Source organism: Nocardia sp. NPDC003345 (assembly GCF_053589395.1).
Genome location: NZ_JBSFRU010000335.1, coordinates 1 through 6,959, shown reverse-complemented (window position 1 = coordinate 6,959; position 6,959 = coordinate 1). Strand labels below are relative to the sequence as shown.

At 68.2% G+C, this 6,959-nt stretch carries 8 protein-coding genes; 2 read left to right on the top strand and 6 right to left on the bottom strand.

All coding sequences use genetic code 11. The features are described from left to right. The first annotated feature begins 101 nt into the window (after positions 1-101). Entirely contained in the window at positions 102-1,154 is a 1,053-nt protein-coding gene (locus ACWDU1_RS27015; RefSeq protein ID WP_450002696.1) for an NAD(P)-dependent alcohol dehydrogenase, read from the top strand. Between the two features lie 554 nt (positions 1,155-1,708). After that, a complete protein-coding gene (locus ACWDU1_RS27010; RefSeq protein WP_450002694.1) occupies positions 1,709-2,827 on the top strand; it encodes a S1C family serine protease in 1,119 nt (372 codons plus the stop codon). A 9-nt stretch (positions 2,828-2,836) separates the two neighbouring features. Here ACWDU1_RS27010 and ACWDU1_RS27005 read toward each other — a convergent pair whose 3' ends face one another. The 6 genes from ACWDU1_RS27005 to ACWDU1_RS26980 all read right to left on the bottom strand — a co-directional run. Then, complete coding sequence (locus tag ACWDU1_RS27005) at positions 2,837-3,400, bottom strand: vitamin K epoxide reductase family protein (RefSeq protein ID WP_450002698.1); 564 nt, start codon at positions 3,398-3,400, stop codon at positions 2,837-2,839. Then, on the bottom strand, positions 3,400-4,155 hold the full coding sequence (locus tag ACWDU1_RS27000) for a DsbA family protein (RefSeq protein WP_450002692.1): 756 nt from the start codon (positions 4,153-4,155) through the stop codon (positions 3,400-3,402). Before ACWDU1_RS27000 ends, ACWDU1_RS27005 begins: the two co-directional genes overlap by 1 nt. 136 nt (positions 4,156-4,291) lie before the next feature. Then, positions 4,292-5,137: a polyphosphate kinase 2 family protein gene (locus tag ACWDU1_RS26995; protein WP_450002690.1), complete on the bottom strand. Its 846-nt coding sequence runs from the start codon at positions 5,135-5,137 to the stop codon at positions 4,292-4,294. Positions 5,138-5,149: 12 nt separating this feature from the next. Then, on the bottom strand, positions 5,150-5,887 hold the full coding sequence (locus ACWDU1_RS26990) for an ESX secretion-associated protein EspG (RefSeq protein WP_450002688.1): 738 nt from the start codon (positions 5,885-5,887) through the stop codon (positions 5,150-5,152). Then, positions 5,884-6,456 (bottom strand): hypothetical protein, encoded by a 573-nt coding sequence (locus ACWDU1_RS26985; RefSeq protein WP_450002687.1) that lies wholly within the window; start codon positions 6,454-6,456, stop codon positions 5,884-5,886. The genes ACWDU1_RS26990 and ACWDU1_RS26985 overlap by 4 nt, the downstream gene beginning before the upstream one ends. Continuing rightward, positions 6,449-6,959, bottom strand: a 511-nt coding sequence (locus tag ACWDU1_RS26980; protein ID WP_450002685.1) for a hypothetical protein, incomplete at its 5' end; no start/stop codon positions are given. The genes ACWDU1_RS26985 and ACWDU1_RS26980, both read right to left, overlap by 8 nt.

The window sequence follows — 6,959 nt, the reverse complement described above, 5'->3', positions numbered from 1 at the left end:
AGCGCTCGAAGCGCATGTGGCGAAGCCACGAGTCTCGAGCGCTGACAGCAGACGCCGAGGGGGCCGAACCCCGCGCGGCGAAGCCGCGCCAAAATGAACCCATGAGTACTGTTGCCGCTTACGCCATGGCCGGGCCCGATGCCCTGTTCGAGAAGGTCGCCATCGAGCGCCGGGAGCTCGGTCCGCAGGATGTGCTGATCGATATCGCCTTTGCCGGGATCTGCCATTCCGATATTCACACCGCTCGTAACGAATGGGGTGGGGCCGCCTACCCGTGTGTCCCCGGGCACGAGATCGCGGGGACCGTGGCCGCGGTCGGGACGGCGGTCTCCCGGTTCCGGATCGGTGATCGCGTGGGCGTCGGCTGCATGGTGGATTCGTGTGGTGTCTGCGAACCGTGCCTGGCCGGTGAGGAGCAGTACTGCACCCGGGGCGCGGTGATGACCTACAACAGCCGGGTGCCCGAGGAGTTACAGCCGGGCGGGCACACGCTGGGCGGGTATGCCACCCGGATCGTGGTGACGGAGAACTTCGTGGTCGGGATTCCGGAGGGGATCGATCTGTCGATCGCGGCGCCGCTGCTGTGCGCGGGGATCACGCTGTACTCGCCGCTGCGGCATTGGGGCGCGGGACCCGGTAAGCGGGTCGCCATCATCGGGATGGGGGGCCTCGGTCATATCGGTGTGAAGATCGCTTCGGCACTGGGAGCCGAAGTGACGGTGCTGAGTCATTCCCTGAGCAAACAGGAGGACGGAAAGCGATTCGGTGCGGACCACTATTACGCGACCGTCGATAAACAGATCTTCCGGGAGTTGCGTAGTCACTTCGATCTCATCATCAATACCGTTTCCGCGGATTTGCCGATCGCCGACTATATGAAGTTGCTGCGCCTGGACGGCACGCTGGTCGTGCTGGGGCTGCCGGAGCAGCCGCTCGCGGTCCCGGCCAAGGTGCTGGCCGGGCGACGGCGGGCATTGGCCGGATCGATGATCGGCGGGATCGAGCAGACCCAGGAGATGCTGAATTTCTGCGCCGAGCACGGAATCGGCGCGGAAATCGAGTTGATTTCCGCCGACGAGATCGACGGGGCCTACGAACGGGTCGTGGCCAGCGATGTGCGCTACCGGTTCGTGATCGATACCGCGACGATCTGAGGTCCGGAGCCGGAATGCGCTGCCGAATTCCATGGGTTGCGCGAACGCCGAATCGCTTTGATCGGTCGTCGTCGAAGGATTGATCGGCCGCTGTCGAACAATGTTGTTTCGGTGTTGTGAGTGGCTTTACCCGACTGTGGAGAAGGCTGTGGAAAACCCGTAGCCGCACTTGTGGATGACGGCCGGTTCTTGTGGATGGATTCGGGCTCCCGCCCTGGTGGGGGCGCGGATTCTCTTGTTTCGGTTTCCGGCGGATAACAAGTGTGCCCGATTTCCGGGTGGGCCCGCGGACCGCTTTTCCGCGGAAAAGCCCGACGCCAGCGGCCCTTTTCTCGCGTGCGCCGGAAACCGGCGCCGCCGTCCTGTGACGCGGATGTGACCGCGGTGGCCCTTCGTAACGAATCGGCGGTCATCACCCGGCTGTCATCCACAGGACCCCTCGAGCCTGTGGATAACTGTGGAGACCTGTGGATAACTCCCCGCGGCCGGGAAACCCGGTACGCGGCGCCGATCCGGGCGACAATGGATGGGTCCGGCGGCGTCAGGGAGGCTCATTGGACAACCAGTGGCAGGGCACCGGCCCCGGTGGTCCCACCGGTGGTGGCCGGGCGCTCATCACTGTCGTCGCGGCGGTACTGGCCCTGGGTGCCCTGTTCGGCTATCGCGGGGAACTACCCGGACTCGGGCAGCCGCGCAGCGTCGTCGCCGCGCCCGTCCGGCTCGCGCCGCGGCCGCCGCTCGACCCCGGAGCGGTCACACAGGGGGTCTCGCCGGTGCTGGTGAACATCACCGCCGCGGCCCGCCCGTTCGGTGCCTCGGCCGCCGGCTCCGGCATCGTCCTCACCGGCGACGGTCAGGTTCTCACCAGCCATCATGTGGTCAAAGGGGCCAAAACCGTGCGGGTCAGCCGGGTCGCCGACGGTGCGGTGTACTCCGCGCAGGTGCTCGGCTACGACGCCCGCGCCGATATCGCACTGCTGTCCCTCGCCGGCGCCAACGGGCTGGCCGCGGCCCGGATCGGCAGTTCGGCGGGCCTGCGCCTACGGGACGAGGTCCTCGCCATCGGCAACGCGGGCGGCAGCGGCGCGGCCACCGCGGTCACCGGGCGTATCAGCGACCTCGACAGCACGATCATGGCCCTGAACGAACAGGATCTCTCGCGCCAGGCGCTCACCGGAGTCCTCGAGATCGAGGCCCCGGTCAGTTCCGGGCAGTCCGGCGGCGCACTCACCGATTACAGCGGGGCGGTGGTCGGCGTGATCGCCGCGGCCTCCGGAGAACACGACCCGCCCGGCGAAACGGCCGACCCGCCGAACGGATACGCCGTGCCCATCGATGCCGCCATGCGGGTGGTGCGGCAGATCCGCTCGGGTACGCCCACCGAATCCGTGCATATCGGCCCCACGGCGACTCTCGGCGTGCTGATCTCCGACGCCGGACCGCGCGGCGCCCGGATCGATATGGCCATCGGGGGCCTGCCCGCCCAGCAGGCGGGCCTGCTCGCCGGTGAGATCATCACGTCGCTGGACGGCCGCGCGATCACCGGCGCCCGTGCGCTGCGCGCGGCCATCGACACCCGGAAACCGGCCGAGGTCGTCCGGCTCGGAGTGCTCGCGACAAACGGGGCCGAACGAGTGGTCCCGGTGACCCTGGCCACCGGGACCCCGGGCTGACCCCGGCATTCAGAACAGTGACAGCCAGTAGTCCTGGAACCGCAGGAAGACCAGCACCAGCACCACGGCGTAGAACACCGCGACGAAGGTCCAGCGCCATTCGGCGACCACCCGCAGCGCTCCGCGGTCGTCCGCCCACAACTGCTCGGTGACCACCGCGAACAGTGGCGTGATGATCGCCCACACCACCATGCAGTAGGGGCACAGGGCATTGATCCGGTACAGGCTCTGGAAGATCAGCCAGCAGATGAACAGGGTGCCGGCGAGGGTTCCCAGCCACAGACCCGTCCAGACCCAGCGCGGCAGGCCCACGCCCGCCACCGACAGTACGGCCAGCGTGACGACCACCGAGAACCCCGCGACGCCCATGATCGGGTTCGGGAACCCGAGCACCTGGGCCTGATCGGTGACCATCACCGATCCGCAGGACAGCACCGGGTTCAGGCTGCACGACGGCACGTACCCGGGGTCGCTCAGCAGTTTGAAATCTTCGACCAGCAGGACGAACGAGGCGATCCAGCCGGCCAGACCGCCCAGGAGCAGGATCCAGGCGGCCTGGGGCGAGGTCCGGATCACTGGCCCGCAGCCTCCTGGATCGCCGTGGCCAGCGGAGCGGTGTCGAAGACGACCTCGTTCGGGCCGGCCTGCTTGGTCTTCAGCTGGATCTGTTCACCGTTGACGAAGACCGTGGGAGTGCCGTCGATGCCCTCGGCGAGCGATTCGTCGGATTTCGCGGCGACGTAACCCTTGTAGGTGCCGTCGGTGATGCATTTCTCGATACCCGGGTCGGTGTAGCCGGCTTCGCGGGCGATCTCGACCAGCTTGTCGTCCGGCAGGCCCGTGCCGCCCTCTTCCGGCTGCTGTGCGAACATCCGCTCCAGCCAGTCCTGGTATTTGTCGGTGCCGGTATCGGCGACACAGTAGGAGGCGTCGGCCGCCCGGGTCGAATATTCGGTGCTCGACATCTTGTCCAGATACCCGACGATGTTGTATTCGACCGCCGCCGACCCGTCGGCCACCGTCTGCCGCAGCAGTTCGCCGTGATCGGCCTCGAACTGTTGACAGACCGGGCACTGCATATCCGCGACGATCCGCACGGTCGCCGGGGCATCGGGCTGCCCGATCCGGATCGCCCCGTTCTCGGTGGCCGCGGCCGGTACCGGCCCGTCGTAGTCCGAACCCGAGTTGCGCACGGCCAGACCGATCCCGATCGCGGCGACCAGCGCGATCAGTACGGCGGTCACCCCCACCTGTATCGCGATCTTGCGCTTGCGGTCCGCGCGTGCGGCCGCCGTCACCGGATTCGACCGCCCGGGGTTTTTGCTCACCGTGCGTTCACCACGCCTTTCGCTAGCCTGGTTGCCCCGGCCGCGGGGAAGGCCGCCGGGCCGCCGGGTGCCCCGGCGCACTGCCCATCATTGCCCGGCTTGCTGAGAGTTTCCATAACCCGCGGGGGCGGGCCGGTCAGGCGCTGTCGAGCCGGCGCAGTTCGGCCTCCGGATCGAACGTGGCCGGCGGCCATTGCAGGTTCAACCCCTCCAGGGCCTCGATCAGTAGTTCGGTGACGGCCAGCCGGGAGAACCATTTGGCGTCGGCGGGCAGGACGTACCAGGGCGCGTAGTCGGTGGAGGTCCGGTCCAGCAGGTCCTGATAGGCCTGTTGATAGTCGGGCCAGTACGCGCGTTCGTCGATATCGGCGGGGTTGAACTTCCAGTATTTGTCGGGACGTTCCAGCCTTTGCCGCAGTCGCTTCTTCTGTTCGTCGAGGGAGACGAACATGGCGACCTTCACCAGGGTCGTGCCGGCCCTGGTGAGTTTCCGCTCGAAGTCGTTGATCTCGTCGTAGCGTTTGCGCCAGATCTCCTCGGGCACCAGATGGTGTACCCGGGCCACCAGCACGTCCTCGTAATGCGACCGGTCGAATACCCCGAGCTGCCCACCGCGCGGCAACTCCTTGCGGATCCGCCACAGGAAATGATGTTTCTTCTCCTGCTCGGTCGGCACCCCGAACGCGGCGTGGTCGACGCCCTGCGGGTCCACCGAACCGATCACATGGCGCACGATCCCGCCCTTACCGGCGGTGTCCATGCCCTGTAGTACCAGCAGCACACTGCGTTCGTCTCCGGACCGGCCGTTGGCATAGAGCTTTTCCTGTAGCCCGGCCAGGACCGCGCTGCGCTCGGCGAGCAGTTCCTGCCCGGCCTTCTTCCCGCCGTGGAAGCCGGGATGTGCCGACGTGTCGAGGTCGGCGATGCGCAGGCCGTCGGCGCGCAGCGCCCGGCCCGCGGGGGTCTTCCAGTGCTGAGCCATCGAACAGGATTATCACAATCCGGAGGCGCTGCCACCGATCCGTGCCAGGCTCAGTAGCTCGTCGGCGAAATCGGCATCGCCGGCCGGGCTCAGGGTGAGCACATCGGAGGTGGTGAGCAGATAGCGGCCGTCGCCCTGGATATCGAGCCAGCTGCGGTGGCGGGTGGGCGGTGACATCGGATCGCTCGGGGCGACCGTGACGGTGATGAACCCCCGGGAGTCGACCGGTTCGCGGAGGGTCTCGCGGAATCTGGCGGCGTCGCCGGCGGCGCATCCCGGGATCGGTTCGTCGGTGAGTACGGTTTCCTGGGGCTCCTGGAACGGGCCGTGCGAGCCGGGTCGCGCCGATCCGATCAGTGCCACCAGGCGTTTGCCCAGCTCACGGGCATGACACATATGTATCGTCACGCGAGTCGGCGTGGCCTGTAGCACCGCGGCGTGATGGTCGAGCACAGCGGCGAACCCGAGTATCTGCTCGGATTCGGCCCGGTCGCCGTTGCGTCCGGGGCCCGAGCGTTCTCCGGAGACGGTGACGGCGGTGGCGTCCGGACGAGCGCAGAGCATGAGCGCGGCTGCCAGATCCGGGTCGGCCTGCCTGGCAAACCGCTGCGGTAATCGCAGGGCGGCCAGTTCCGATTCGGTGCGTACCGCGCTGGCGGGCGCCAGGTTCACCGGGTACGGGCGCCGGTCCAGGCTCGTCTCATTGGCCCAGACGTAACTGAATTCGTCCGGTGTGAGGATCCATTTCACCGATGTGGGCTCCCGCCGGCGCCGGGCGCGGCGTCGGGGAACCGGGGGACCCGATCCCCGGAGGCCGGGAGCGTAGGGGTGTAGATGGTGGTCATGGCATCCTGAGCGTCGGCGGTCGCCGCCGCGGAGGCGATATCGTGATCCATCCGGCGCCGGCCGCCGTGCACCGCCTCGGCGGCGGGATCATCGAGCGGCCGGTACGGCCGCGGCGGTTCGATCGCCGACCGGAGTATCTGGGCCGCTTCGGAATTGCCCTCCATGATCCGCTGCAGTGCCCGGCATACGTCGTGGGTCGCGTTCCCGAGGTCGATGAACTCCTGGGTGGCCTGCCAGGCCGCGCCGGCGGTGTGACCGGACCAGCGCCCGAATTCGCGCTGCACGGTAGCGGTGAAAGCGGCGAAGGCCGCCGCGACGCTGTCGGCGTTCGATTTCCAGGCCGCCGCGGTGGTCCCCAATGCGCCGGCGTCCAGGGTCGCGCCGACCTGGTCCCAGATCTCCTGATGGCTGTAGCTGCCGAAACACTCACGTTCCGGCGCGTACGGCGGATCGGTATCGGCGTGTTCAGCCATGTTCGCCCCGGTCGGCGATGGCGCGGCCGTCGTCGTGGGCCCGATGGGCGGCGGCCACGGCGAGGGCGGCGCGGTTGGCGAGGTCGGCCTCCTCGAACCGGCCGGCGGCGGCCAGATAGGCGGCCTTGAAGCAGAGAGCCGTTTCCTGCAGCGCGGTGAGCGTGTCCAGGTAATCGGCCGCTTTCCCGCCGAAACCGGCGGCGAGTGCCCGGCCGGTGGGCAGGTCGGGGAAGCCGGCGCTGCCCGGCGTACCGGTGATCTGCTCTCCGCCCGCGCGAGCGGCCTCCAGATCGGCGACCAGGGTGTCGCAGGCCCGAGCCAGACGTAACGCGACATCCTCGGCGAGTGCGAAGGAATCGGCGCCCCCGGCGGTGGCGGAAGCGTACAGCCGCCGGGCCGTTCCCTGCCCCATGTCCGGCACCGCCATCTCGAATCCCCCTTCCGGCCCACGGGTATGTTCGGTGACTCTACCGACGAGTAGCGGCGGCGTCGCCGGAAAACCG

Bases quoted from the DNA above. Each gene is read 5' to 3' on its own strand.
- ACWDU1_RS26985 (WP_450002687.1), bottom strand. From the start codon at position 6,456: ATGGCTGAACACGCCGATACCGATCCGCCGTACGCGCCGGAACGTGAG.
- ACWDU1_RS26995 (WP_450002690.1), bottom strand. From the start codon at position 5,137: ATGGCTCAGCACTGGAAGACCCCCGCGGGCCGGGCGCTGCGCGCCGAC.
- ACWDU1_RS27015 (WP_450002696.1), top strand. From the start codon at position 102: ATGAGTACTGTTGCCGCTTACGCCATGGCCGGGCCCGATGCCCTGTTC.